The organism is Bradyrhizobium sp. P3_C3, assembly GCF_056402655.1.
On sequence record NZ_JBFUGY010000019.1, the window covers coordinates 66,838 to 93,393 of the forward strand.

24 protein-coding genes are annotated in these 26,556 nt (G+C 63.4%); 15 read left to right on the forward strand and 9 right to left on the reverse strand.

The window, feature by feature from the left end; genetic code table 11:
* Window position 1: 1 nt before the first annotated feature.
* The 3 genes from ggt to AC1DW2_RS22205 are packed head-to-tail and all read right to left on the reverse strand — an operon-like array spanning window position 2 to window position 3,575.
* Window positions 2-1,597, reverse strand: a complete 1,596-nt coding sequence (gene ggt, locus AC1DW2_RS22195) for a gamma-glutamyltransferase (RefSeq protein ID WP_283017297.1) — start codon at window positions 1,595-1,597, stop codon at window positions 2-4.
* Window positions 1,594-2,370, reverse strand: coding sequence for a glucosamine-6-phosphate deaminase (nagB, locus tag AC1DW2_RS22200; RefSeq protein ID WP_063981845.1), 777 nt, complete (start codon window positions 2,368-2,370; stop codon window positions 1,594-1,596). The genes ggt and nagB overlap by 4 nt, the downstream gene beginning before the upstream one ends.
* Window positions 2,367-3,575, reverse strand: coding sequence for an ROK family transcriptional regulator (locus tag AC1DW2_RS22205; RefSeq protein WP_063981846.1), 1,209 nt, complete (start codon window positions 3,573-3,575; stop codon window positions 2,367-2,369). The genes nagB and AC1DW2_RS22205 overlap by 4 nt, the downstream gene beginning before the upstream one ends.
* Window positions 3,576-3,806: 231 nt before the next feature.
* Between AC1DW2_RS22205 and AC1DW2_RS22210 the strand changes: the two genes are divergently transcribed.
* The 6 genes from AC1DW2_RS22210 to AC1DW2_RS22235 all read left to right on the forward strand — a co-directional run bounded on the left by AC1DW2_RS22210 (window position 3,807) and on the right by AC1DW2_RS22235 (window position 10,293).
* Entirely contained in the window at window positions 3,807-5,318 is a 1,512-nt protein-coding gene (locus AC1DW2_RS22210) for an ABC transporter substrate-binding protein (protein ID WP_063981847.1), read from the forward strand.
* Window positions 5,319-5,375: 57 nt separating this feature from the next.
* Window positions 5,376-6,317 carry an ABC transporter permease gene (locus AC1DW2_RS22215; protein WP_028149199.1) on the forward strand — a complete coding sequence of 314 codons (942 nt, stop codon included), beginning with the start codon at window positions 5,376-5,378 and terminating at the stop codon, window positions 6,315-6,317.
* Window positions 6,314-7,186, forward strand: coding sequence for an ABC transporter permease (locus AC1DW2_RS22220; protein ID WP_063981848.1), 873 nt, complete (start codon window positions 6,314-6,316; stop codon window positions 7,184-7,186). Before AC1DW2_RS22215 ends, AC1DW2_RS22220 begins: the two co-directional genes overlap by 4 nt.
* Before the next feature lie 251 nt (window positions 7,187-7,437).
* Entirely contained in the window at window positions 7,438-8,526 is a 1,089-nt protein-coding gene (locus tag AC1DW2_RS22225; protein WP_063981849.1) for an AI-2E family transporter, read from the forward strand.
* Window positions 8,527-8,696: 170 nt separating this feature from the next.
* Window positions 8,697-9,809 carry an acetate kinase gene (locus AC1DW2_RS22230; protein WP_354102852.1) on the forward strand — a complete coding sequence of 371 codons (1,113 nt, stop codon included), beginning with the start codon at window positions 8,697-8,699 and terminating at the stop codon, window positions 9,807-9,809.
* A 40-nt stretch (window positions 9,810-9,849) separates the two neighbouring features.
* Window positions 9,850-10,293: a potassium channel family protein gene (locus tag AC1DW2_RS22235; RefSeq protein ID WP_063981851.1), complete on the forward strand. Its 444-nt coding sequence runs from the start codon at window positions 9,850-9,852 to the stop codon at window positions 10,291-10,293.
* 195 nt (window positions 10,294-10,488) lie between these two features.
* Here the strand turns inward: AC1DW2_RS22235 and AC1DW2_RS22240 are convergent, their stop codons facing one another.
* Window positions 10,489-11,172 carry a helix-turn-helix domain-containing protein gene (locus AC1DW2_RS22240; protein WP_063981852.1) on the reverse strand — a complete coding sequence of 228 codons (684 nt, stop codon included), beginning with the start codon at window positions 11,170-11,172 and terminating at the stop codon, window positions 10,489-10,491.
* A gap of 221 nt (window positions 11,173-11,393) precedes the next feature.
* On the opposite strand from AC1DW2_RS22240, the gene AC1DW2_RS22245 reads away from it, so the two are divergent.
* Window positions 11,394-12,017, forward strand: a complete 624-nt coding sequence (locus AC1DW2_RS22245) for a response regulator transcription factor (protein ID WP_063981853.1) — start codon at window positions 11,394-11,396, stop codon at window positions 12,015-12,017.
* A gap of 183 nt (window positions 12,018-12,200) precedes the next feature.
* Complete coding sequence (locus AC1DW2_RS22250) at window positions 12,201-12,569, forward strand: response regulator transcription factor (RefSeq protein WP_063981854.1); 369 nt, start codon at window positions 12,201-12,203, stop codon at window positions 12,567-12,569.
* A gap of 14 nt (window positions 12,570-12,583) precedes the next feature.
* Here the strand turns inward: AC1DW2_RS22250 and AC1DW2_RS22255 are convergent, their stop codons facing one another.
* Genes AC1DW2_RS22255 through AC1DW2_RS22265 form a run of 3 tightly spaced genes read right to left on the reverse strand, consistent with a single transcriptional unit; the run spans window position 12,584 to window position 15,778 of the window.
* A complete protein-coding gene (locus tag AC1DW2_RS22255; RefSeq protein WP_063981855.1) occupies window positions 12,584-13,168 on the reverse strand; it encodes an invasion associated locus B family protein in 585 nt (194 codons plus the stop codon).
* A gap of 22 nt (window positions 13,169-13,190) precedes the next feature.
* Window positions 13,191-14,078 (reverse strand): alpha/beta hydrolase family protein, encoded by an 888-nt coding sequence (locus AC1DW2_RS22260; protein ID WP_436855603.1) that lies wholly within the window; start codon window positions 14,076-14,078, stop codon window positions 13,191-13,193.
* An 11-nt stretch (window positions 14,079-14,089) separates the two neighbouring features.
* Window positions 14,090-15,778, reverse strand: a complete 1,689-nt coding sequence (locus AC1DW2_RS22265; protein ID WP_063981857.1) for an aspartate:alanine exchanger family transporter — start codon at window positions 15,776-15,778, stop codon at window positions 14,090-14,092.
* A gap of 134 nt (window positions 15,779-15,912) precedes the next feature.
* On the opposite strand from AC1DW2_RS22265, the gene AC1DW2_RS22270 reads away from it, so the two are divergent.
* The 5 genes from AC1DW2_RS22270 to AC1DW2_RS22290 all read left to right on the forward strand — a co-directional run bounded on the left by AC1DW2_RS22270 (window position 15,913) and on the right by AC1DW2_RS22290 (window position 23,397).
* Window positions 15,913-16,587, forward strand: coding sequence for a YoaK family protein (locus AC1DW2_RS22270; protein WP_063981858.1), 675 nt, complete (start codon window positions 15,913-15,915; stop codon window positions 16,585-16,587).
* Window positions 16,584-18,281: a SulP family inorganic anion transporter gene (locus AC1DW2_RS22275; protein WP_063981859.1), complete on the forward strand. Its 1,698-nt coding sequence runs from the start codon at window positions 16,584-16,586 to the stop codon at window positions 18,279-18,281. The genes AC1DW2_RS22270 and AC1DW2_RS22275 overlap by 4 nt, the downstream gene beginning before the upstream one ends.
* A gap of 182 nt (window positions 18,282-18,463) precedes the next feature.
* Entirely contained in the window at window positions 18,464-21,217 is a 2,754-nt protein-coding gene (locus AC1DW2_RS22280; RefSeq protein ID WP_063981860.1) for a beta-eliminating lyase-related protein, read from the forward strand.
* A gap of 12 nt (window positions 21,218-21,229) precedes the next feature.
* Window positions 21,230-22,927 carry an aspartate:alanine exchanger family transporter gene (locus AC1DW2_RS22285; RefSeq protein ID WP_063981861.1) on the forward strand — a complete coding sequence of 566 codons (1,698 nt, stop codon included), beginning with the start codon at window positions 21,230-21,232 and terminating at the stop codon, window positions 22,925-22,927.
* Between the two features lie 35 nt (window positions 22,928-22,962).
* Entirely contained in the window at window positions 22,963-23,397 is a 435-nt protein-coding gene (locus tag AC1DW2_RS22290; protein ID WP_063981862.1) for a hypothetical protein, read from the forward strand.
* Between the two features lie 55 nt (window positions 23,398-23,452).
* On the opposite strand, the gene ppk2 is transcribed toward AC1DW2_RS22290, so the two are convergent.
* The gene (ppk2, locus tag AC1DW2_RS22295; protein WP_085402452.1) at window positions 23,453-24,253 is read right to left on the reverse strand and encodes a polyphosphate kinase 2; all 801 of its coding nucleotides are present in this window, start codon (window positions 24,251-24,253) and stop codon (window positions 23,453-23,455) included.
* Window positions 24,254-24,255: 2 nt separating this feature from the next.
* A complete protein-coding gene (locus AC1DW2_RS22300; protein WP_028149181.1) occupies window positions 24,256-24,708 on the reverse strand; it encodes a hypothetical protein in 453 nt (150 codons plus the stop codon).
* Window positions 24,709-24,882: 174 nt separating this feature from the next.
* On the opposite strand from AC1DW2_RS22300, the gene AC1DW2_RS22305 reads away from it, so the two are divergent.
* Entirely contained in the window at window positions 24,883-25,293 is a 411-nt protein-coding gene (locus AC1DW2_RS22305; protein WP_063981864.1) for a hypothetical protein, read from the forward strand.
* Entirely contained in the window at window positions 25,286-26,518 is a 1,233-nt protein-coding gene (locus AC1DW2_RS22310; RefSeq protein ID WP_063981865.1) for an HlyD family secretion protein, read from the forward strand. Before AC1DW2_RS22305 ends, AC1DW2_RS22310 begins: the two co-directional genes overlap by 8 nt.
* Window positions 26,519-26,556 lie beyond the last annotated feature (38 nt).

The following is a 26,556-nucleotide window of genomic DNA, read 5'->3' on the forward strand; positions in this document are numbered from 1 at the left end:
GTCACGCCGCCAGTGCAATGCCGTCCTTGCGATGGTCCGACGCGCCGAGAATGACGCCCCTGGAAAGATCGACGTGCACGGCCTGACAGCCTCCGAGCGGTTCGTCCGCCCTGATCACGCGGTGACCGCGCGCAATCAATTCGTCGGCGACGGAGCCGGGAATCGTGGGTTCGAGGCTCAGCGTACCATCAAACGCAAAGCTGCGCGGCGCATCCGAGGACTGCTGAATGTCGAGCCCACGGTCGAGCACGCCGCTCAGGATCTGCACATGTCCCGCCGCCTGGTATTGTCCACCCATCACGCCAAAGGCCATGATCGGCTTGCCATGCTTCGCCAGCAGACCCGGAATGATGGTGTGAAAGGGACGTTTTCGCGGCGCAATCGCATTGGGATGTCCTTCGAGAAGGGAGAATCCCGAACCCCTGTTCTGTAATAGCACGCCAGCGCGCGGAGCGTAGATGCCGCTGCCGAACGCGAAGAAAAGCGAATTGATGAAAGATACCATGTTGCCGTCGCGGTCGGCGACCGCAACGTAAGCCGTGTCACGATGAACAGGCATGTCAAAATCTGCTGATGCGCCGGCACGCTTCCGGTCGATGGAGGAGCGCAATGCCGCGACTGACGACTCCGAGAGCAGCGAGTCGACATCGAGCGGACGGAATTCCGGATCGGCTACCAGCGCGTCGCGCTGCCGGTAGGCCGCCTTGGTTGCCTCGGCAAGGAGGTGAATGCGATCCGCCTCGCCGAGCGCCGGATTGGCCATGTCGAAGCCGGCAAGGATGCGGGCGATCAGCAGCGCCGCGACGCCCTGTCCGTTAGGCGGACATTGCAGGATTTGATGATCGCGGTAGTCGGCGCTGATCGGCTCGACGTACTCCGATCGGGCACTTGCGAGATCTTCAAGCTGCATCATTCCGCCCAGCGCCTTCAATGTCGCGACGATTTCTTCGGCGACGGCACCTTCGTAAAACGCGGCGCGCCCCTCGCGTGCGATCCGGCGCAGCGTCGCGCCGAGTGCGGGATGATTGAGCTTGCTACCGACGGCGGGCGCAGCGCCACCGGGCAGATAGACCGGTACGCCAGTCCGATGTCGTTCGATGCGATCGGCGTAGCGTGCCCAATCCAGCGCGGCGCGGGGCGTCACCACAAAGCCGGTCTCGGCCGCGCGGATCGCCGGCGCCAGAACCTCGTCCAGGCCTTTTGAACCATAGTCGCCAGAGAGGCGGCACCAGGCATCGACCGCACCCGGAACTGTGACTGCATGGGGTGAATCGTCCGGGATCGACGCCAGCCCGCGTTGCCGAAACCAGCCGAGTTCGGCCTTCGCCGGCGCTCGGCCCGAGCCGTTGACAGCGACGGGCTTGCCGGAGGCGGGAGCATAGATCGCAAAACAGTCGCCGCCGATGCCGGTCATATGCGGATCAATGACACCCTGGAGGGCGATCGCGGCAATGGCGGCATCGACCGCATTGCCGCCACTGCGCAGGATCTCGACCGCAGCGAGCGTGACGGCCGGATGAGAGGTCGCGGCCATGCCCCGGTCGCCCACCGCCAGCGAGCGCCCCGGCACCATGAAATCGCGCTGTCCCCAGCTCATGCCCTTCTCCGATTGTTGTTGTGGGGCCGCGTGGCGAGGGCTGCGGCAGCCGGTTCATCGCAAAGGATATCGACGTTGCCGTGCAGGCGGAGTGCCGAGGCAGGACAAGCTGCTGTGATCGGACCCTCGATCGCGGCTGCGAGTGCGGCTGCTTTCTCCGGCCCCTTGGCGATCAGGAGGATGCTCCGAGCCTCCAGGATTGTTGCTATGCCCATTGTGATCGCACGTTCGGGAACCGACGCCGGATCGGGAAAATTGATGGCATTCGCGATGCGGGTTGCTTCATCGAGTCTGACCTCGCGGGTACGTGAAGCGAAATCCGAACCTGGCTCATTGAAGCCGATATGGCCGTTGGCGCCGATGCCGAGGAGCAGGAGGTCGATGCCCCCGGCAGCCGCAATCTGCGCCTCATAGCGCGCGGCCTCGGCGGCGACGTCGTCGGCCGTGCCATCGGGGATCTTTGCCCGACCGGCTTCCATATCCACATGCCCGAACAAATGCTGCTGCATGTAGGCATGGAAGCTTCCGGCCGATTGGGGGGCGACGCCCACATATTCATCGAGGTTGAAACTCGACACCGTTCGGAATGAGATGAGGCCGGCGCGGGTCGCGGCGACAAGGCGGGCATAGAGCGGCGCCATTGTCGCTCCGGTCGCAAGACCGAGGGTAACCGGCCGTCGATCGTGCAGCCGCGCGATGACAAGCGCGGCTGCTCGTTCCGCGACGGCGGCGGCATTGCCGACAATCTCGATTCTCGGCGCCTGCTCTCTCATGCCGCGACATCTGCTGCCGTGAAAGGAAGAGCCAGTGGGCCCGCATCCTTGCCGATGCCAAACAGCGAGCGATGCACGAGGTCGATCGCGCTGCCGATCGCGCCGATCAGCGTGGCGCGATTGCCGAGCGCGCTGAGCTCGATACGAACAGGCTCGCGCATGCAGCGTGCCAGATGTTCATCGATCCGGACCTTCAACTCGGGCCGCGCGCCGATGCTGCCGCCCATGATGATGATTTCCGAATCGAGGATGCTGTGCACCGCCAGGATCGCGGTCGTGAGGATCCGGCCGATCTCGTCGATCGTCACTCGCGCCGCCTCCTCGACCGCGAGCCGATCGAAGACATCGCGCACGGTACTGCCGGGCGCGCCGCCGAGCGCGATATAGCGTTCGACAATGCCGGCGCTGCCGATCGCGGTTTCCAGGGTGCCGAACCGAAGACCGCGCGCATCGTAGGGATCGCCCCCAAGCGGCAGGTAGGCTATCTCGCCGGCCGCCCCGCGTGCGCCGCGCACGAGATAGCCGTTCGAAAAGATGCCCATGCCAATGCCGGTGCCGACTGCGATGAAGGCGAAACTGCGCGCCTTGCGGCTATTGCCGCGCCAATGCTCCCCGATTGCGGCGAGATTGACGTCATTTTCGATGGCGACGTCGATTCCGAGCCGTTCGCGCAGCGCGGCCCTCACGTCCAGGCTATCCAGTCCGGGGATATTGGGCGCGATGGCGATGCTGCCCGACGCTGGGTCGACCATCCCCGGACTTCCCATCACGCCGCCGCGCAAGCGTTGCGCCGATACGGACGCACGCTGAAGCAGGGCATCCTTCATGCGATCGATCTGTGCGACCACGGCAGCGCCGCCGTCGCCGGATGTCGGTTCGATGCTCTCGGCGACGATCTCACCGTGCAGATCGGCAAGTGCGACGTGCAGTTTCGTGCCTCCAAGGTCGATACCCAACACGAAGGCGGCGTCCGGCCGGAGCGCATAGGTGACGGCGCTTCTCCCCACACTGCCCTGAATCTGACCGTCCTCATGGACCCAGCCGTCGCGCTCGAGATCACGCATCACTTCGGAGATGGTCTGCTTGGACAGGCCCGTGCTGCGGGCGATTTCGGCGCGCGATACCGAGCGATCGCGCAGCAGGCGCTCAACCACAAGGCGCACGGATTGCTGTCGCGCAACGGGCGATGAGGGGGCGTCTGGCATGGGCCTCAATCCAATTAGTCAATATGCCGAACTAATACGTCGCCTGATCTGCCGTCAAGGGGCGTGGTGCAAGGATTTTTCGCCTTCAAAAGCGATGTATTGTAATTTAGTTCTATATCCTAGGGTGATTTGTTCGAGATGTTTACAAATAGGTTCAGTCGTGCTTGTCTTGACCTTCAACAGCAGAGCCTTGGAAGCCTTGGGATAGGCGTGCGACGAAAGGAATTCCGTATGAAGCGGACGGGCACGGCGTTGGCGGCAATTCTGATGATCGCATCGGGCCTGGTCTCGGCGAGTGCCGCGACATTGCGGGTCGGCATTCAGGACGATCCCGATGCGCTCGACCCGGCACTCAGCGGCACATACTCCGGCCGCTTCGTGTTTGCGGCGCTGTGCGACAAGCTTGTCGATATCTCCCCCGACCTCAAGATCGTGCCGCAGCTGGCGGAGGCATGGGAGTGGTCCGCGGACGGCAAGTCGATCACCTTTACGCTGCGCCAGAACGTCACGTTCCACGATGGCACCGCGTTCGATGCAGCGGCAGTCAAGTTCAATATCGAGCGCATGAAGTCCATGCCGGATTCCAAGCGCAAGGCCGAGCTGGCGCCGGTCGCGAGCGTCGAAGCGCTTGCCGCGGACAAGGTGAAGTTCAACCTGTCGGAGCCGTTCGTGCCGCTGCTTGCCAATCTCAGCGATCGTGCCGGCATGATGGTCTCGCCCAAGGCCGCCACGGAGAAAGCCGGGGAATTTGCAGCCGCGCCGGTCTGTGCCGGTCCGTATCAATTTGCCGAGCGCAAGTCGCGCGACCTCATTCGCGTCAAGAAATATCCCGGCTACTGGAACGCTGCACGAGTCGGCTATGACGAGGTCGTCTACTACTACGTTCCCGACTCGACCGTGCGGTTGTCGCGTGTCCGGGCGGGCGATCTCGATCTCGCGGAGCGTATCGCGCCGACCGATCTCAAGACCGTACGCGACGATCCCAACCTCGCCCTGCATTCCGGCCAGGGACTTGCCGTCTCGCATCTGATGTTCAATGTCGGCGCGGGCGCGAAGGCCGATACGCCACTCGGCAAGAACGCGACGCTGCGTCAGGCCTTTGAGCTGGCGATCGATCGCAATGTCATCAACCGCGTCGCCTTCAACGGCGAGTTCCTGGCGGATAACCAGATGATCCCGCCGTCATCTCCGTTCTACGATAGCGCGCGCAAGGCGCCGGCTCGCGATGTTGCCAAGGCAAAGGCAATGATTGCCGCCGCCGGAATGACTCGCGTGCCGGTCGAGATCCAGTACGAGAATACGGCCGGCGATTCCCGGGTCGCACAGATCATACAGTCGATGGCGGGCGAGGCCGGTTTCGACGTCAAGCTGCTGCCCATGGAAACGACCACGGCCATCGAGCGCTACATGAACGGCAATTTCGAAGCCTATATCGGCAACTGGAGCGGCCGCGCTGACCCGGACCCGACGCTGGTCGCCTTTTTCAGTTGCGCGGGCTCCCAGAACGTCAACAAGTACTGCAACAAGGATCTCGATGCGATCCTGAACCAGGCCCGGGGCGAGGCTGACGAAGCCAAGCGCAAGGCACTCTACGCCAAAGCGACGGACATTTACCTGACGGCGCTCTCGTCGATTCCCCTCCATCACCCGAACTGGTTCTTTGCGGCCCGCAAATCGGTCGGCGGCATCGTCATGGTGCCGGACGGTTTGTTGCGTCTGGTCGGTGTCAGGCCTGTGAATTGATGCGCAACGCCTCGCGCCCGCCGATGCGCTCGCCCTGGTGAGGACCAGTCTGCCCCGATGAAGAGCTTGCTTCTGCGCCGGCTTGCCGTCCTGCTGCCGACCCTGTTGCTGGTGTCGATGATGGTGTTCGGTTTGCAGAAACTGCTGCCCGGCGATCCTGCGCTGGCGCTCGCCGGAGAAGAGCGTAATCCCGAAGTCGTTGAATATCTTCGGCAGAAGTATCGCTTCAATGATCCGATCCCGGTGCAATACGCCGTCTGGCTGAAAGCCCTGGTGCACGGTGACTTCGGCACGTCGGTACGCACCCGATTGCCGATCGGCACCATGCTGGCGGAAAAATTGCCGGTGACCGCTGAGCTCGCGATGCTGTCGATGCTGGTCGCGCTGCTCGTCGGGTTGCCGATCGGGATCTTCGCGGCGCTGGGGCGCGGGACGCCCTTCGACTACGGCGCCAGTCTGTTCGGGCTTGCCGGACTGTCGATCCCGCATTTCTGGCTGGGGATCATGCTGATCCTTCTGTTCTCGGTGAATCTCGGCTGGCTTCCGGCCGGAGGTTTCGTTCCGCCGTCCGAGAGCGTGGGAGGCAACCTGCTTTCGATGCTGATGCCCGCTTTGGTGCTCGGCACGGGCACCGCTGCGATCATGATGCGCCATGTCCGCGGCGCGATGATCGAGGCGATGAAGCAGGACTACGTGCGCACCGCCCGCGCGAAGGGCGTCCGCGAAAGCACCATCGTGCTGCGTCATGCGCTGCCGAACGCGCTGATTCCCGTGGTCACGCTGGGCACACTGCAATTTGGCGAACTGCTGGCCGGCGCGGTGTTGACGGAGCAGGTCTTTTCCATCCCGGGGTTCGGCAAGATGGTCGTCGACGGCGTGTTCAGCCGCGATTATGCCGTGGTTCAGGCGGTCGTGCTCTGCACAGCAGCCGTATTCCTTCTGATGAGCCTGATTGCCGACGTGGCCTATGTGCTGCTCAATCCGAGGCTCAGGTCATGAGCTCGATTGAGACGGTGCCGGTCGCAAGTCAGGCACGCGCCGCCGCTCCTTCGGAAATTCGTCGCCTGTTGCGCGAACCATCCGCCGTCATCGGGGCCACGATCATCCTGTTCTTCGTCGTGCTGGCGGTGTTTGCCTCGTGGATTGCGCCGTACGATCCAAACTCGCCGGACTGGATGGCGATTCGCGCGGCACCCGGTGCGGCACATTGGTTCGGCACCGACGATCTCGGTCGGGACGTGCTGTCGCGCGTGATCTTCGGCACGCAAGCCTCGCTTTCCGCCGGCATCGTCTCCGTGACGGTCGCGGTGCTGATCGGCCTTCCGTTTGGTCTCATGGCCGGCTATTTCGGCGGCCTCACCGACATGGTGATCTCGCGCTTCGCCGATGCGCTGCTCGCTTGCCCCTTTCTGGTGCTGGCGATTGCGCTCGCCGCGTTCCTGGGCCCCAGCCTGCAAAATGCGATGATTGCCATCGGCATTTCCGCCGTGCCGGTGTTCGTTCGTGTCGCGCGTGCCGAGACGCTGGTTGTCTGCACCGAGGATTACATCGCCGCGGCCCGGTCCCAGGGCCTCGGCCATCTCGCCATCCTGACCGGACAGGTGCTGCCGAACGTGCTTGCCCCCACGATTGTGCAGGCGACGCTGACCATGGCGATTGCAGTTCTCGCCGAGGCGAGCCTGGCCTTTCTGGGGCTTGGCCAGCTTCCCCCGGCCCCGTCATGGGGCGCCATGCTTGACGTTGCCAGGCAATTTCTCGGCGAGGCGCCATGGATGGCCTTCTGGCCGGGGCTCGCGATCATTGCGCTCGTCATCGGCTTCAACCTGATGGGTGACGGCCTGAATGATGCCCTCAATCCCAGGCACTAGGTGGAAGGCGAGCCTGTTCCGCTGAGGGACTCCGCGGCGTGGCCTAGGGCTGTTTGATTTCAGGCGGCAGACCAAAGCCTGTCTTGTCCGAGCGCTGCAGCGCGCAGATCCGATGACACAGGTCGATGACGTGCTCGTCGTAGACTAGCGTGTATTGGCGCGAGCATTGGGCGCGCCATTGATCTGTATCAAGCCCGCCGCGGGATAGGGGCCGCTAGGCTTCCAGCAGGAGCGCTGCCCGGACACAGGCCTTGAACACTCTTCGCCAGCATCGGTCTATCGACGGAGTCATCCAGCTCGTGATCCGGCTCGGATTGCTGGCGCTGCTGATCCTGTGGACTTTCCTCATCATCCGCCCCTTCGTGCCAATCCTGGCCTGGAGTGCGGTGCTCGCGGTGGCGTTCTATCCAGTCTTCGGCTGGCTTGCCAAGCGCCTCGGGGGCCGCCCGCGCACCGCCGCGTCCATTCTCACGCTGGTTACGCTGGGCATCGTCATTGGTCCTGCGGCCTGGCTCGGCATGAGCGCAGTCGACGGGATCAAGGATCTCGCGGGCCAGATCAGCAGCGGCGATCTCACGCTTACGGAGGCGCCCGAACAGATCAAGAGCTGGCCGCTGATCGGCACCCAGCTCTACGATCTCTGGACCCAGGCCAACAGCAATATTCGCGCGGCGCTGAGCGAGGTGATGCCGTATCTGAAACCGCTTGCCGGGATCATGCTGTCGCTCGCCGGTGATGCCGGTGTCGGCACGCTCCAGTTCCTGCTGTCGGTATTCGTCGCCGGCTTCCTCTTTCCCTACGGTCCGCAGCTCGTCGACGCGGTGCGCGGCTTCCTGTTCCGGGTCGTACCGGAGCAGAGCGAGCATTTTCTGGAGCTCGCCGGCGCGACCATCCGCGCGGTGTCGCAGGGCATCATCGGTGTCGCAATCGTGCAGTCGCTGTTGGCCGGCATCGGCTTCAAGCTCGCAGGCGCCCCGAGTGCCGGCCTGCTGGCATTCCTCGTCCTGTTGCTGTCGATCGTGCAGATCGGCCCCTTCCTCGTTCTCTTCCCCGTGGTCGTCTGGATCTGGATGGACAAGGACGTGACCACCGCGGTGCTCCTGACCGTCTTCCTCGGCGCCGTCGGCATCCTCGACAACATCCTGAAACCCATCGTCATGGGGCGCGGCCTGACCACGCCGACGATCGTGATCCTGATCGGGGTGATCGGCGGAACGCTCGCGCACGGAATCATCGGCCTCTTCATCGGGCCGATCATCCTGTCGGTCGCCTGGGAACTCGCGGCGGCCTGGATCCGGAACGACCGCGCCGCTGCGCCGAAAAGGCCGGAAGAGACCTGAATCTCCACACGCATCACCTTTGACCTAAGTCAATCCTCTCGACTCCCGATGCGCCCTGATTGGGCGTAGGCAGATCTGACCTCAGGCATGTCGATGGCCCATCAAACGTCGCAGCGGGATTGCGCATTCGGGCAAACGTCCCCGGCGATGACGGCTGTCGACTGACCGCCATGGATGCGATCCTTGCCATCGATGCGAATGCAGGAAGCGTGAACTTCCAGCTCTTCTCCGTACGAGGCGAGGGGAGGCTGGAACGGCAAATCAAGGGACGGCTTGACGGGCTCGGCCGCCATCCGCGCCTCAGGGCGAGCAGAGCGAACGGCGATCCGTTGGCGCACCGCACCTATCAGAACGACGACGTCGATGACATCCCGGCGGCATGCGCGGTTGTCGATAGCTGGCTGCGGGACGAATTGGGAATCCAGCCGCTGGCCGTGGGACATCGCGTCGCTCAGGGAGGACCGGATGACGCCCGACCGGCCCTGATCGATGATGTCGTGATGGCGCGTCTGGAGCGGCTGATTGCACTCGCGCCGCTGCTTCAACCGTATAATCTTGCGCCAATCCGTATCATGCAGGCCAATCATCCGGCGCTACCGCAAGTCGCCTGCTTCGATACTGCATTCCATCTTGGCAAGGTCGTGGAGAACGGCAGCTATCCTATTGCGCATCAACTCTGCGCAGGTGACGTAAGGCGTTACGGGGCTCACGGTCTTTGCTACGAGTCGATCGCACGAGCTCTGACGCTTGAGGCCCCCGAGATTGCCGCGCGCCGCGTGATCGTTGCGTGCCTCGATGACACCAGCTCGATGTGCGCGCTGAAGGAAGGCCGCAGCGTCGAAAGCACGAATGGATTCTATGCCTTTGGCGCATCGCCGTCGGACCATTCCGCAGGTGAAATCGATCCCGGCGACGCATTTCTGTTCACCAATCCGGGTGACGACGGTGCGGCGGCTCGTTTTCTGCGAGCAGAACAGGCCGTCGAGCACCTCGCCTACTGCGCCGGCCTCAACGCCGGCCTGCTCGCGGCCGCGCTGGAGGGGCTTGACGCCTTTGTTTTCACCGGCGCGATCGGCCAAGGCTCGACCGCGATCCGCGCGCGCATCGCCGAAAGGCTGAGCTGGCTCGGTGCTATACTGGATGTTAAGGCCAACGCCCATAACGCACGGCTGATCTCGCGCCGCGATAGTCGTATCCCTCTCTACGTGCTCCCGTCCGACGATGAATTGACCATCGCGCGGCACACGTTGGCGCTCTTGTTGAACGGGCCGTCGCCACGTTGAGGCAGCTTCCCGGAAAGCTGAAAAGGATTGGCGGCGCTCGATGCTTCTTCAATTCCTCGTCGGTACGCTGGTCAGCGTGATCAATATCGGAATCCATGCGCTGGTGACCATCGTCGCCGTCGGGATCGCCCGCGGCGCGGGCTTGCGGCAAACCAGGAGACCAAGAGCGCATCTGATGGGTGTCATGGTCGCGACAGCCGTGGTGTTGCAGGTCGCGCATACGCTGGAGGTTCTGGTGTGGGCTCTGATGTATGAAGTCGTTCAGGCCGCCGCACCGGGCAGTGATGCGCTCTATTTCGCCTTCGTCAACTACACCACGCTCGGCTACGGCGATATCACGCCGGTGCGCGAATGGCGCCTCATCGGCCCGTTGACGGCTATGAATGGTGTCCTGCTGTTCGGCTGGTCGGCCGCCATCCTGTTCGAGGTCTTGCGCAAGACTCTCGAGCACCTCGGCGTAACCCAGGCGCCTGGCCTTAAATGATCCTGATACCGATGGAGGCCTCGGCCAGAGCCGAGCTCACCCCAGGAAAAGGATCATGGCCGTGAACGCCACCGGCAGCGTCCCGAACAAAACGACTGCGATCCGAAATGCGGTCTCGTTCCACATCGGAAGAGGCTAGCATCGGACGGTACCGGTGTGATGTGCAGTTTGTGCCATTCGCCGGTGTCGGCCCGCTCAAGGCTGCAGGTCGAGGCTTGCAAGCTGGTGCCGATCCAGCAGCACGATCTGACGCTGGGTGTTGCCGACGAAGCCGAGGGCGCCGAGCTCATGGAGCCGTGACAGCGCGCGGGATACCGTCTCCAGCGTCAGGCCGAGGTAATCGGCGATATCGCGCCGCGACATCGGCAGCGCCATGACGCCGGACGCCGTCAACCGCCCGTCCATCTCGAGCAGGAACGCTGCGACCCGCTCCAGCGAGGTCTTGCGTCCCAGCAACAGCATGTGGTCCTCCGCATGCTGGAGGTTGTTCGTGGTCATGCTGAGCAGGTTTCTGGCGACCATCGCATCGCTTTCGGCCACCATTTCGAGGCTTTGCCGTCTGACCAGGCGCACCGTGGTGTCGACGATCGCTTCCGTGGTGAAGCGGTGCTCGTTGCCGTTCTCCAGGCCAAAAATGTCGCCGGCGAGGTGAAAGGCGCCAATCTGCCTGCGGCCGTCCGACAGCAGCTTGTAGCTTCGCACCGCACCGGACGTCACCTGATAGACATATTCGGCGGGCTCTCTCTCCCCGTAGATTTCGCTGCCCTTTTTATAGGTAAATTGGCTTAAACTGACGAGCGCATTTGAATCGCTGGTCATGCCGAGGTCACGAAGGGAGTTGGGACGCGGCGTCGAATCCGCTGCAATGCGAACGAACATAGGCCAACTCCTCAGCTCATCGCCGAATTGGTCTGTCGGACGAAAACTCTCGCCGCTGGGAATGCGCCGCGCCGTCCCACTCCCGTCGAAGTTGATTTACGACTAAGGCGGCATTCTCATCCATTGTCCCAAGGTTCATTGTACCAAGGGACAGCGTGGACGCCTGTTGGGAGGTTGTTGCGCGGATTGAGAAGCTGTCGGAATTCAGCAAGAGGTGATGCGTGCCCGGCCTTGTTCACGTGGTGGACGACGACGATTCCTTCCGGACGGCGATCGCGCGCCGGTTGAAGCTCGCGGGCTACGACGTTGCGACCTACGCATCGGCGCAGGATTTGCTGGATGCGTCGCCTGATGACGCACAACCGGGATGCATCCTGCTCGACGTGTGGATACCGGGGCTGAGCGGCCCCGACTTGCAGACCCGCTTGGTCGCGTCGGGCTCGACGCTGCCAATCATATTCCTGACCGGACACGCCGACACGCCAACCACGGTGCAGGCCATCAAGGCCGGCGCGGAGGATTTCCTGACCAAGCCGGTATCCTCCGAGCAGTTGATCGCTGCGATTGAGCGCGCGATGGTGCGCCAGCACACCGCGCAGGCGCATCGCGGAAGGCTCGAGACCTTCCGCATTCACCTCGCCGCATTGACGCATCGCGAGCGTCAGGTGTTCGATCTCATCGTCCGCGGCAGGATCAACAAGCAGATCGCGCATGAGCTTGGAACCACCGAGCGCACCGTGAAGGCGCACCGCCACCAGGTGATGGAGAAGATGCAGGTTCGTTCGCTGGCGGAGCTCGTTTCGATCGCGGAACGGCTTGGAATGCTCGATACGAGCGACGATTAGCTGATTTGTCGTCACGGCACAGTTCCCGCGGTGTGACTTCCCCAAGAGACAATATGAAATTCGTTGGTGCGGTGCTGCCATGCACGGCGGCGAATGCGGCGCTTTGCCTGACACGCAAGTAGACCAGGCGAATATGGCGCCGGCGCCGCCGTGATCAGTCATTCGTCTCGAAGGGGCACTTCCTTGCCAGAGCGTGACTCTGTTTTTGTCGTCGATGACGATCCGTCCATCCGGACCAGCGTGAACAGACTGCTCCGCGAGCATGGCTTTGCCGCGACGCTCTTCGACTCTGCTGGAGCCTTGCTCCATCACGGCAGCTTCGACAAGGCGATCTGCATCGTTCTCGATATCGACCTGAACGGAAGGTCCGGCATCGACCTGCGCCGGCAACTGGCCGAGGAGGGTGTCACCGCACCGGTGATCTACATCACCGGAAATGACAGCTCGGCGAACCGCGCGGCGGCGGTCGCGTCCGGATGCATTGCCTATCTGGTCAAGCCATTTACGGCGCAGTCCCTGATCGAGTCGGTGGCGCGTGCGTCGGCTGCGTAACGCAGCATGGCCGCTCATTCGTCGACATATTGCTCCAGCGTCCTGGCCGGTGCGCCCTTGTGGACGGACGCGAACTGCGCCAGCGGCACCGAGGTCGTCAATGCCAGAAGGTTTGAATCGACGACCTCGAGGGCAAGTGTCTTCCCTGACTCCATCTCCTTGATGATCGCGGGAGGCGCGACGTCGGCCGCAATGCAGGCGTTGGTCAGGCACCAGCTGTAAGGGATGCGGAGGGGGCTGCCCTGGTCGACGGTCAGCTTCGCCGGCTGTTGCAGGTACATGCCGACGGGCACGAAGAGTTGCAGCCGTGCCGAGGGAGTGCCTTCGCGCTCGATCAGGTCCACGCGCACGGCCGTCTGGCCGGTTGGAAACTTGCCGGTGATTGAGGTCCGGCACAACGTCGGCGCACCGCCTGCCTTGAAGCAGAGCTTCTGCCAGTCTCCGTAGACGATGTCCTTTGCCTCGCGTTGGCCGCGCGTCGCGACCTCGGCGGGTTTATCGGCCTGCGCGGATTTAGGCGCGGCGATGCCGGCACATGTCGCGCTTCCGGCGACCGCGACGACCAGCAGGCCGGAGAGACAATTGCGGGGACTTGGCATGATGTGCCTCCGAACCTGAATTTTATTTCTGCGGGTCGAGGAAGTTCGCCACTAGCGGCGACCACAGCGGGATCGCGTCCGGCGAGCCGATGAAGAAATGGCCCTCGCCGCCGAAGGGCGGCATCAGATGATACTCGGCCCTGCCGCCGGCCGCGGTGAAGGCCTCATGCATGCGCTTCGACAGGTCGGGGCCGAAAAACGTGTCGTTCTCGATGTAGATCCACAGCATCGGCACCCGCGACGTGCTGCCGAAATCCGCGGTCGCCTCGACCAGCTTGTCGGGTGCACAATTGTTGTTCGGCTTGCCGCCGACCCGCCCGCCGCGGCCGGCGGCGAAGGTGATGATGGCCTTCACCTGTGGTGGGTTCACACTGGACAAGGCGATGGAAGCCCAGCCTCCGGCGGACTGGCCGACCACGATCACGTCCTTTGGAATGATGCGTCTCTCGGCGGCCATGTAGTCGATGATCCAGAGATCGACCTTGGCGACTGCGAGGCCCGCATCATGGAAGTTGGGGTTCGTGCACTTTCCGACCTTGGAAAAGAATGGCCCATAGAGCGCGCGCTCGGGAATGTCGATGGCGGCTGCGCCATATCCGGTGCCGACCGGCGCCACGACGAAATAGCCGCGTTTGGCGAACCACTTCGCTGCATCGCGGAATTCCACCAGCGGAAAGAAGCCGCGATCGACCGGCTTGAGCGACACGCCGTGGTTCATGATCGCGAGCGGGAAGGGGCCGTCGCCGACGGGCCGCACCACATAGGCGAACATCGGAAGCGGCAGCGGCAGCGCCCAGATCTCCTCCTGGATGCGGACATTGTCCTCGGCGCGCACCGGCAGGACGAAGGCGGCGAGGGTAAGTAGAGCCATCACGAACGGTCGGATGATTGCGGCCAATTGCCTGCGCATCGTCGCCTCCGTCAGCCGGTGTAGGTGAGGGCCACGATAATCGGGCCGAGTACGGTCAGGACGACATTGCCGACGGCGTAGGGCACGGCGACGCCGAGCACCGGCGTCTGGCTCTCGGCGACGTCGCAGGCTCCGGTCACCGCAGCATCGACGGTCATGGCGCCCGCCAGCGCACCGCAGGTGATGACCGGATTCATGTGCACCACATAGCGCGCAAACAGCGTCGCGACGATCAGCGGCACCAGCGTGACGACCAGGCCCATTCCGACCAGCAACACCCCGTGGGCCTGGATCGCAGTCCAGGCCGCGGCTCCGTTGCCGAGACCGATGGCGGCGATGAAGCCGCCGAGCCCGAGATCGCTCAGCGTCTGCTGCGCGGCGGGCGGCAAAGCGCCGATAGTCGGCCGGCGCGACCGTAGCCAGCCGCAGACGAGGCCCGTGATCAGCGCGCCGCCGCCGCCGCCCAGGGTCAGCGGAATACCGCCGACCTTGAAGCTGATGAGGCCTGCGAGCAGGCCCGCCGCGATACCGGTTGCGAGAAAAGCGATGTCGGCGCGGTCGCCGGAGCGCAAGATCTGTCCGACTTTCGTGGCGGCGCGCTCGATGTTGCGGGTGCTGCCGACGAGCGTCATGACGTCGCCCACATAGACGCGGGTATCCGGGCCCAGGGGGACCTCGCGGCTCATCCGGGTCAGCGTGCGGAGATAGACGCCGCGTGCGTCGTTGCCGACGCGTTCGGCGATCTCCTTGATCGACCGGCCATGGAGATCGCGGCTGTCGACGAGGACGTTGATCACGTTGCCCGGAATAGCCTTCAGAATCTCGTCGGCATCGATCTCCTTGCCGATGACCGGCTTTGCAGCGACGAGGGACGCCGTTCGCCCGGCAATGACGATGTCGTCGCCCGATTCGAGAATGGTGTCGAGGCGCGGCTCAACGTCGGCTCCATCCCGCACTATTCGCTCGACGACAGTGCGGCTGCCGATTTCCTCTTCGATATATTTGACCGTGCGTCCCGCGGCGGTCGAGACCCGATAGGCGCGCGCTTGGAATTTCCGATAATGGAGATTTTCGTTCTGTGGCGGATTGCCGCCGGAAAGCTCCGCCTCCAGTTTCGCCGCCTCCTCCTTCAAATCGACCCCCATCAGCTTCGGCGCGACAAACGGCACGTACAGGAGTGTGAGGATGTAGCCGAGGACGTAAGTGACGGCGTAGCCGGCGGCGATGTTCGCCTCCTGCTGCTTAAAGGCGTCGTTGGGCAGGCCGAGTTGCGCCAGCGCGCCAGAGGCGGTGCCGATGATGGAGGATTGTGTCAGCCCACCGGCGGCAAGTCCCGAGGCCGTGCCCGGATCGAGCTTGAACGTGAAGGCGAATATCAGGACGAGGATCAGACCCGTGCCGCCGAGCACGAGCGCCATGACGACCTGCGCCAGAGTGCGGATGCTGAGGGACGCGAAGAACTCTGGGCCGGACCGGTAGCCGATCGTGAACACGAACAGACTGAACAGAATCACGCGCAGCAGCGAGGGGAACGTAAAGGTCCCGAGCTGGCCGATGAGCACGGCGACGACCAGGATACAGGCCGTCGTTCCGATCGAGAAGCCGCGAATCTTGACGCGACCAAGCACCGTACCAATCGCAATGGCGAGCAGCAGGAAGATCTCCGGAGCCGTGGAGATGATCCACCTAACGGTGCCCATGGCGCATGCCCTCCAGCAATTTCCGCCGAATCTGGTTCGTGGAACCAGGCGACGCTTGATCCAGATCAATCCTCCCCAAGGCAAGCTGTCGCCTATGGACCCATGCAGGAGTTAGGAGAGCCGATGTTTCGGACATGAGCACGATGGATATCGCCGCTGCTTCGTCGATACGCCGCGACGAGACGGTGCAAATTGCGTTGTTGCTCGCCTTCGCCGGCGGCTATCTCGATGCCTACACCTGGATCATCCACGGCGTGATGGCCAACGCGCAGACGGCCAATCTGGTTCTGCTTTGGGTCTATGGTTCGATCGGCAACTGGCCGGAAGCGCTGCATTTTGTCCCGCCGATCCTCGCATTCGCGGTCGGTATCGTGGTCGCAGCGTGGCTTCGCCGGGCGACCGGAGACCGTGCCAGCGCCATCAGCACGTTGATCGAAATACTGCTGCTGATTGCCATCGGCATCTTGCACAATCGCCTGCCGGACCTCGCCGGCACGCTGGGCATCTCGTTCGTCGCCGCCATGCAGACCGCGGTCTTCACCAAGGTCGAAGGTGTGGCCTACAGCTCGGTGATGATTACCGGCAACATGCGGCACGCGATTGAGAGCGTGTTCGCCGCAGTCTCAGGAGGCGGTTCGTTTCGGCGCCCCGGCATTTTTGCCGCACTATGCGGCACTTTCGGCTTTGGAGCCGCCGTCGGCGCCTTCGCGACCAAGCAGATTCCAAATCTGGCGCTTGGTGTCCCCGTGATCGCTCTCCTGATCGTGCTGCTGGGCTGCGAAGCAAACCGCGCCGAGGCCCGCACATGAACACGTTCGGGCCGATATCGCGATTCTTTCCGCCCGCGACCTGGCTTGCGGACTATCGCAGCGCCTGGCTGCGTCCGGATGCCATCGCCGGCATCACGCTCGCGGCCTACGCCATTCCGGTGTCGCTCGCCTACGCGACGCTGGCCGGATTGCCGCCGCAGATCGGCATCTATGGCTATATGCTTGGTGGGATCGGCTACGCGCTGCTCGGGTCGTCGCGCCAGCTTGCGGTCGGTCCGACCTCCGCGATCTCGCTGATGATTGCGGCCACAGTCGGGGCGCTGGCCGGCGGAGACGCGGCGAAATATGCCGAGATCGCGAGCCTTGCCGCCTGCGCGGTGGCGCTGTTGTGCCTGATCTCCTGGCTGTTCAAGCTCAGCATTCTCGTTCGCCTGGTCAGCGACAGCATATTGGTCGGTTTCAAGGCCGGCGCCGGGCTCACCATCATCATGAGCCAATTGCCGAGCCTGTTCGGCGTCGCCGGAGGCGGTCACAATTTCTTCGATCGCGCCATCAAGCTCAGTGGTCAGCTCGGCGACACGAAGCCGCTCGTTCTGGCGATCGGGGCGATCGCGCTGGTGCTCCTGCTGCTCGGAGAACGGCGTCTGCCGGGAAAGCCGGTCGGACTCACGATCATGGCGCTGTCGATCGTGTTTGCGACGCTGCTTGGCCTTGCGTCCCTCGGGGTGCCGGTCACCGGGACGATCCCCGAAGGGTTGCCGGCGATCGGAATACCCAGGTTTGGTCTGCTTGAGCCCGACGAACTCTTTCCGCTGGCCGCGGGATGCGTGCTGCTGGCCTATATTGAAGGTGTGTCTGCGGCCCGCAGCTTTGCCGCCAAGCATGGCTATGCCCTTGATGTCCGGCAGGAGTTTTTGGGCCTGGGGGCAGCGAATCTCGTCGCCGCATTCGGCCACGGCTATCCCGTCGCCGGCGGCCTGTCGCAATCCGCCGTCAACGACAATGCGGGCGCGCGCACCCCCCTGGCGCTGGTGATCTGCTCGGCGACGCTCGCACTGTGCCTGCTGTTCTTCACGGGGTTGTTGACGAATCTGCCCAAGGCCGTGCTGGCGGCTATCGTTTTTGCGGCCGTCTACAGGCTGGTGGACATCCGCGCGCTGTTGCGGATGTGGCGCGTCAGCCGGTTCGATTTCTATGCGGCGGCGATTGCGCTCGTGTCCGTGCTGCTCCTTGGGATCCTGCAAGGCGTCCTGCTCGCGGCCATCGCGTCGATCGTCCTGCTGCTGGCACGCGCCTCACGTCCGAATGTCGCGTTCCTCGGACGGCTGCCCGGGACCGGCCGCTACTCCGACAACGCGAGGCACGAGGGTGTCGAGCCGCTCGTCGGCGTCATCGCCTTTCGACCCGAAGCTTCGTTGCTTTACATCAACGCCGAAACGATCCTGGAGTCGGTGCTGGATGCCTTGCTGAGATCGGTCGATATCAGGCTGGTGATTTGCGACCTCTCCGCATCGCCTTACATCGATCTGGCCGGCGCGGGCATGTTGCGCGACCTTTACGATGAGCTCGCCTCCCGGCATGTCGCCTTCTGCATCGTCGGTGCGCATGCGCAGCTGCGCGATCTGTTGCGGGCGGAGGGACTGGCGGAGAAGACTGACAGCGGCGACTGGCTGCGGTCGCTGGACAGCGTTCTTGGCGATGCCCAGCCCAACGATGCCCGAGGAACGGTCTGATCTCTCCGCTGCCCTCCAATCGGTCGGCGACGGCCTATTGCGTTGCGAAGAGGCGTCACGGCCGTGCTCCCCGCCCCGGCATATCGCGCGACCGTTGACTTGGATCAATAGAGCAAGCGGCGCTGCACTCACGATCCGGCATCACTCATGCCCTACGGCTTGATATGGATCGGGAGTGAAACATGTCCAAAGACGCCAAGCCCGCGCAGAAGCGCATCGATCAGTTCCTGTCTGGCCCCGGTGGACGGGCGGACGACTGGCGCGATCTGGTGGAAGCGGCAAAGGTGTGGGCCCGCGGCGGCGATCGTGCAAAATACGATGCCGCGCTGGCCGATCTGTCTGTGACGGAAGAGTTTCACGGCTATCCCGGTCTGCAACTGATGGGGGCCCTGCGGGAAGCAGCCGCCACTGGCGATGCGGCAACGTCGCTCGCCCTCGCGACGCGGCTGACACAGGCCCTGACGACGAGGTCCTTCCGCCAGCATACCGGCGACTGGAATGTGAATGATGAGGACAATGGCGACGCCTCCGATCTGGTGCCGCAGATGTTCGGGCAGCACACCGCGCGTCGCCCCTACTTCGAAACCCTGATCGTCACCGGCCTCTCGTCCGCCAAATGGCTCGCGCTCGCCAACGAATGGCGCAAGCTGCGGCGTCCGGTCGATCAGTTCGTCTATGAGCCGGTCATCGTCGGCAGCCTCGAAGACGCCTTCTGCGCCACGATGCTGAACCCCAACATCGCAGCCGTCGTCATCAACGAAGGCTTCACCCTGCGCTCGCGGCACGATGCCCCGGTGCTCCGCACGTTGACGGCATCGGCGGGACTGAATGACGAGTCCGACGCGTCAGCGCTCCGGCTGGCCCAAATCGTCAAGCGGGTCCGTCCCGAGCTCGACCTTTATCTCATGTCCAACCGCGACGTGGAGGAGATGGCCGGAAATCCGGAAGCAAACGTCGTTCGCCGCATCTTCTATTCCATCGAAGATCTGCTCGAGCTGCATCTCTCGATCCTCGAAGGCATCCAGGACCGCTTCGACACGCCGTTCTTCGACAATCTCAAGAAATATGCGCAGCGTCCGATCGGGACGTTCCATGCGCTGCCGATCGCGCGCGGCAAATCGGTTTTCAAGTCGGACTGGATTCGCGACATGGGCGAATTCTACGGCTTGAACCTGTTCCTGGCCGAGAGCAGCGCGACCACCGGCGGCCTCGACAGCCTGCTGGAGCCGACCGGAACCATCAAGAGAGCGCAGGACAAGGCGGCGCGCGCGCTTGGCGCGGATCGCGTGTTCTTCGTGACCAACGGTACCTCGACCTCGAACAAGATGGCGGTGCAGGCGCTGCTCGCGCCCGGCGACATCGCGATCGTCGATCGCAACTGCCACAAGTCGCACCATTACGGCATGGTGCTGGCCGGCGCCCAGCCGATCTATGTCGAAGCGTTCCCGATGACGGCATATTCGATGTATGGCGCGGTGCCGCTGAAGACCGTCAAGCAGGCCCTGCTGAATGCGAAGGCGGATGGCCGGCTCGACCGCGTCAAGATGCTCGACCTGACCAACTGCACTTTCGACGGTCACATCTACAACACCCGCCGGGTGATGGAGGAATGCCTCGCGATCAAGCCCGACCTGATCTTCCTCTGGGACGAAGCCTGGTTCGGCTTTGCGCGCTTCTCGCCTTACCTGCGGCGGCGCACCGCGATGGGCGCCGCCAATGAGATCGAGGCCTGGATGCACGACCCGAAATCGGTCACGGCCTACGAGAAGCAGCAGGCCGAGCTCGGCAAGAACCCGTCGAACGAGGTGCTGCTCAACGCCCGGCTGATTCCCGATCCGCGTCAGATCCGCCTGCGCGTCTACCAGACCAACTCGACCCACAAGTCGATGTCGGCGATCCGGCAGGGCTCGATGCTGTCGGTCAAGGACGTCGAATTCCATACGGTCGAGCAGCAGTTCAAGGAGGCGGTGTTCACGCACGCATCGACCAGCCCGAACCAGCAGCTCATCGCGAGCCTCGACGTGTCGCGGCGCCAGATGGAGCTCGAGGGCTATGGTCTCGTGGCCAATGCGATGGAGATCGCGTTCGCTATCCGTAATGCGGTCAACAACAATCCCCTGATCTCGAAATATTTCCGCATCCTTGGTGCGGACGCGATGGTACCCGCGCAATACCGCCAGAGCGGCTTCACCGACTATCTCGCGGCCGGCACGAACTGGGCGAACATCCTGAAGAGTCTGGACGACGACGAGTTCTGCCTCGATCCGACCCGGATGACGCTGGTGTGCGGCACCGCCGGTTACGACGGCACGCAGTTCAAGGGCATCCTGGCGAACGAGTACAACATCCAGATCAACAAGACCTCGCGCAACTCGGTGTTGTTCCAGTCCAACATCAACAACACCCGCAGCGACGTCGCGCATCTGGTGAGGGTGCTGGCCGAGATCGCGGGCGAGGTCGACCGCGGACTTGTCCAGGGTGGCGCCAATGCGAAGAAGACATTCGAGGCGCGGGTCAAGAGCCTGATGACCGACGTGCCCGACCTGCCGAACTTCTCGCATTTCCACGATAGTTTCCGCGGCGATGCCGGCACCAAGACCAACGAGGGCGATATCCGCAGCGGCTTCTACTCGGCCTATGACGCAGCCGGATGCGAATATATCCGGCTCGGCGATCCCGAGATCGACCGCCGCCTGAAGGCCGGCCCCGATCTCGTCTCGGCCAGTTTCGTGATCCCGTATCCGCCGGGCTTCCCGATCATGGTGCCGGGCCAGGTCATCACCCAGGAAACCATCGACTTCATGCGCAAGCTCGATGTGAAGGAAATCCACGGCTACGACGCCAAGGAAGGCTTGAAGCTCGTACGCACCGAAGCCTTGGCGAAGATCGGCCGGCCCAAGCCGGGCGCCACGCCGAAGCTGAAGGCCGCATCATAACAGGGGACGGTCATGCAAGGCTTTTTCACGTTCTTGCAGCAGAACCCGTTTCTGCTGCTGTTCTTCGTCGTTGGCCTCGCCGTCTGGATCGGCCGGGCCAGCATCAAGGGCTACGGCCTCGGCATGGTCGCCGGCGCCATCGTGGTCGGCGCCGGGCTGGCGGTGTGGGCCTCGACCTACGGCGTGAAGCTCGAGCTCAACAACTTTGCAAAGAGCTTGTTCTATTACCTCTTCATGTACGGCGTCGGCCTGCGCGTGGGGCCGTCCTTCATCAACAGCCTGAAGGGCGATGGCCTCAAGTTCTGCATCTTGGCGCTGGTGTCCAGCGTCCTTGGTCTGGCGCTCGTCGTCATCTGTTCAAGACTCTTCGCGCTTCCGATCGGCGCGGCTGGCGGCATGCTGGCGGGGTCGCAGACCATGTCGGCCGCAATCGGCTCGGCCGAGCAGGCGATCACCTCGGGCGTCGTCAAGCTTCCTGAAGGCATGAAGCCCGAGGATGCGTCGGGCATGATCGCGCTGTCCTACGGCATCACCTACATCTGGGGTACCGTCGGCATCATCCTGATCTGCAAGTACCTGCCGCGGTGGTGGGGCGTCGATGCCAAGGCGGCGGCCAGGCAGTACGAGAAGGAGTTTGGCGTCAAGGATCTCGAGGGCGGCGGCCTGACCGGTTATCGGCAGTTCGGTCTGCGTGCCTATCGGCTGGAAAATCCGACGCAGGTCGGCATGAGCATCGCCAAATTCCGCTCGATCCATCCGGAGTACCGGATCGTCAACGTGGCGCGCGGCGGCGAGCCGCAGGGAGCCGATCCTGCGTTCGTGCTGCAGAAGGGCGACGTCGTCGCGCTCGGCGGCTCGACGGAGCATCTCACCGACAAGATGGGCCTGATCGGCCCCGAGGTTGCCGACACCACGGCGCTGGGCATTCCCATGGATCAGGCCGACATCCTCGTCACCAACAAGGAGATGGTCGGACGCACCTTTGAATCCTTCCGCGACACGGCGATCGCCGGCCAGTTGCAGGTCACCAAGGTCGAGCGTGGTGGTGTACCACTTGCCGCCGGTCTCAAGACCGAGCTGCAGCGGATGGACATCGTCTCGGTAGTCGGCCTCAAGTCGGCCGTCAACGAACTCGGCGAGATGTGGGGACGCATCGCGCGGACCAATACGTCGACCGACCTGCTGACGCTGGCCGCGGGCATGATCCTCGGTTTCTTGATTGGCATGATCGAATTTCCGGCCTTCGGTGCCAAGATCGGTCTCGGCAATGCCGGCGGTCTGTTGCTGTCGGGCGTGATCGTGTCGTCGCTGGTCTCGCGGCTGCGCTTCTTCGGCAATACGCCGAACGCGGCGCGCAACGTGCTGGAGGACCTCGGTCTCGTGGTCTTCGTCGCCATCGTCGGTGTCAATGCCGGTGCCGGATTGCTGGCGCAGCTTACCGGTGCCGTTGCCTTGAAGATCTTCGTCGCCGGCTTCATCGCCTGCACGATCCCGCCGTTCATCGTCTGGGCGATCGGCTATCACGTCTTCAAGATCAACCCGGCCGTGCTGATGGGCGGCGTTGCCGGTGCGCGGTCGCACTCCGGCCCGTGCCGCGAGGCCGCGGTGGAGATCCAGAGCTCCGTGCCCTGGATCGGATTTCCGGTCGGCTACGCGGTGTCGGGCATCCTGCTCACCGTGTTCGGTTACTTTGCGATGATCCTGGCCTAATAGCTCGACGTCATAACAAGAGGAGAACGTGAGACATGAGAAAAGTCGCCATCTATGCCGCCTTGGCCGTCTCGCTCGCGGGCGTCGCCGGTTTCAGTACGTCATCGCGTGCCGACACCGGCCAGGTTGCCGTGGTCTTCACCAAGGGCGGGTTCATCGTCGGCGTCGGTGGCGGCGAGGGCGTTCTGCTGTACCGGGGCAAGAAATATCCCTTCACCGTCTCAGGCATGAGCGTCGGTTTCACGATCGGCGCCTCGACCACCAAGCTCGTCGGGCGCGCACTCAATCTGAGGGGGCCGGAGTCGATCGAAGGCTCCTACGCGGCGGGCGGCGCGGGCGGCGCGGTTGCCGCGGGCGCCGGAGCCGTTCAGTTGCAGAACGGCAATGGCGTCATCCTCCAGCTCAGCGGGCCGAAGGTCGGCGCGGAAGTATCGGCTGCGGTTGGCGGCGTCACGATCCGGCTGAAATAGGCCCGGGAGGGCGCTCAAGCTAAACGGGCTGCGTCATCGCAGCCCGTTTCGCGTTTCAGTAGCGTTCCTCGACGAACTTCAGGCCGCGCAGGCTTGCCTGGTCGTTGTAACGTCCCTTGTGGGACCGTGGCGGAAGCTTGACCTTCTCCCGCTTGACTTCCTTGTAAGGGATAGTTCTCAGGATGTGCGAGATAACGTTGAGCCGCGCTCGCCGCTTGTCGTCGGAGCGGATCAGTCGCCACGGTGCATGCTTCGTGTCGGTCGCCTCGAACATCATGTCACGCGCGCGCGAGTAATCGTACCAGCGCCCGAACGACTCGGTGTCCATCGGGCTCAGCTTCCACTGCCGCAGCGGATCCTCGATACGCGCCTTGAAGCGGAGCTCCTGCTCCTCCATCCCGACCTCGAGCCAGAGCTTGATCAGGACGATGCCGGCGTCCACGGCGAATTTCTCGACCAGCGGACACAATTCCAGGAAGCGCTTGTGTTCGGTCGGCGAGCAGAAGCCCATGACGTATTCAACGCCGGCGCGGTTGTACCAGCTGCGGTCGAAAATCACGATCTCACCGCCGGCCGGGAATTGCTCGATATAGCGCTGCAGGAACAGCTGGGATTTCTGCCGGTCGGAGGGCGCGGGCAGGGCGCAGACACGGAACACGCGCGGGCTCACCTTTTCGGTCAGCGCCTTGATGGTCCCGCCCTTGCCGGCCGCGTCGCGCCCCTCGAAGATGATGATCACCTTCAGTTTCTGGGCTCTGACCCATTCCTGAAGGTGACACAACTCGACCTGGAGTTTTTCGAGCTCCTTCTCATAGTCCTTCCGCTTCATCCGCTCCACGGGCGCGTCATTGGCCATGCTCAATCACCCCAGGAAATGGTCACGCCGATGTCGCCGGGAACACCGCCTGGAAAATCGATGATCTGATACGCGATGCGATAGCCGCGCGGTTTCAGGTAATCGCTCCAGAGCTGGAAGATTTCCTTCGGAATTCCGGTCAGGGTGTTCTCCCAGCCCGCTTCCATCTGATTGATAGCGCGGCCCTTGTCGGTGCACAGCGTGTTGGGGAAGCGATAGACCTGAACCTCGGTCAAGCCGTTCCGCACCGCACGCTGGATGATCGTCGAGGCGAGCTTGATCTTCTCGTCCTCGGTCTTGCCAGAAGGCTTGCTGAGGCGTTCAATGAGGGCGTGTTTCTCGGCTTCGGCGGCGGCGGCAAGGCGCGCATATTCGTCGGCCTTCGCTGCCTCCTTGAGGGCTGCTTCCTTGCGGATCTGCGTGGCACTGGGGATGAGATCATCGATGCCGGGCATGGCAGGCGGCTCCTGTTGTTGCACGTCAACTTTCAGGCGAGGCTAGGTGGGGCCGTTCCAGGCCCGTTGATCCAAATCAAGCAATTGCGCCACCCGATACCGACACTGCATTCGACGCATTCAAGTGGAAACGCGCCTGTCGAGGAGAGAACGTTGAGCGAGCAACTTCATCCGATGGCCCCGCATCATCTGCCGTTCTATCTCGCGCCGGGAAGCGGGGTGGACCCGCTGATGGTGGTGATGGGGATCTTCCTGATCGGCACCGTGCTCTGGGTGGGCACGCTCTATTGGAAGCTGCACAGCCTGCCTGAGCGCATGGCGCACAAGTCGCAGAAGCTGCAATTCGAGATCGTGGCGGTGCTGGGCATCATCTCGCTCTTTACGCACTTGCACATTTTCTGGGTGGCCGGCCTGCTGCTCGCGATGATCGACCTGCCCGATTTCGGCACGCCGCTGCGCAGCATTGCCGGCTCCGTCGAGAGGATCGCTGACGCCGCTCCGGGCGACGGGCGCGAACCCGAGCAACCGAGCCCCCCACCGGCAGAGAAGTCAGTCCCCAAGGAGAAGGAGCGCAGCCATGTTTGAGCTCATGTTCTGCTCCCTTCTGACCATCCTGCCCGACTATCTCTACCGCCGCTATGCGCAGGGCAAGCGCTTCGGCAAGGAGATCACGTTCTTTTCCATCTGGTACGAGCTGCGATGGGGCATCACCGGCTGCCTGATGCTCACGGTGTCGCTCATCACCATGATCTTCTACTTTCACCCGTCAACGACCTCGGCGACGCTGTATTACCGTACGGTGCCGATCCTGCCCGAGGGCTCCGGCCGGGTCGCGGAAGTCAATGTCGGCTACAGCCAGGCGGTGAAGAAGGGCGACGTACTGTTCACGCTGGATAGTTCGAAGCAACGCGCGGCTCTGGAAACCGCCAAACGCAAGATCGCTGAAGTCGATGCGTCGCTGACGAGCGCGGAATCCGACGTGGTCAAGGCCGAAGCGCAGATCCAGGAAGCCAAGGCCAACCTTCAGCAGGCCAAGGATGAACTGGACGTCAAATCCGAGTTGCAGCGTCGCAATCCCGGCATCGTGCCGCAGCGCGACATCGAAAAGCTGCAGGTGCTCGTCGATCAGCGGCAGGCTGGGGTCGACTCCGCCACGGCTTCGAGGCAGTCGGCAGCCTTGCGCGTTTCAACGCTCTTGCCGGCCGAAAAGGCCAGCGCCGAAGCGACGCTAGCCGAGGCGCAGGTGGATCTGGACAAGACTTTTGTCCGCGCCGGCGTTGACGGGCGTGTGGAGCAATTCCTGGTCCGCGCCGGCGACGTGGTCAATCAGCTGTTGCGGCCGGCGGGTGTGCTGGTTCCGGCGGGCGCCGGCCGGCAGAGTCTGCAGGCGGGCTTTGGCCAGATCGAGGCTCAGGTCTTGCAGGTCGGCATGGTGGCGGAAGCAACCTGCATATCGAGGCCGTGGGTTATCATTCCGATGGTCATCACCAATGTGCAAGACTACATCGCGGCCGGACAGTTCCGCAGCGGAGAGCTACTCGTTGAGGCGCAGAATGTCGTGCGGCCCGGTACGATCCTGGCATTCATGGAGCCGCTCTACAAAGGCGGCCTTGACGGCGTGACGCCGGGCAGCAGCTGCATCGTCAACGCCTACACCAGCAATCACGAGGAGATCTCGGCGAAGGAGACCAGCACCGGCCGGGCCATTGTCTTGCATGTCGTCGACGGCGTCGGGCTGGTGCATGCGCTGCTGCTGCGCATCCAGGCGCTGCTGCTGCCGATCAAGACGCTGGTGCTGAGCGGGCACTGAGGTCCCAGGTCGGATTGTTTCGCGAATGGACCGTCCTG